Annotated in this window: 1 protein-coding gene; it reads right to left on the bottom strand. The window is 43.8% G+C overall.

Features of this window, described 5'->3' with window-relative positions:
* On the bottom strand, nt 1-212 hold a 212-nt coding region (locus RZA33_RS19615), incomplete at its 3' end, for a hypothetical protein (RefSeq protein WP_317509910.1).
* Between the last annotated feature and the right edge of the window lie 44 nt (nt 213-256).

Here is a 256-nt window from a genome sequence, read left to right as displayed (position 1 = left end):
GGGAGACAATAAATAGGAGCCTCGGCCTCGGTTTCTTCTTTGTCCTCCTCGGAGTCTTTCATAGTCTTTGATCCAGCCGTAAATCCAAGAGCAAGGCCAATAGAGTCTCCTGTAAAAGCCATGTCTAGGTGGCCGTAAAAGTTACCAAACCTATTAATCGTATCAATAAAGGAATGATTGAGCAGGCTGTTCAGGTCAACTACATCGTTCAAGGCAATCTCTTGAACAGTAAATAGATGTTGGCTCTCGTTACTAC

This window comes from Halovibrio sp. HP20-59 (genome assembly GCF_033052795.2).
GTDB lineage: Bacteria > Pseudomonadota > Gammaproteobacteria > Pseudomonadales > Halomonadaceae > Vreelandella.
This window is presented reverse-complemented; position numbering and strand designations above follow the sequence as displayed.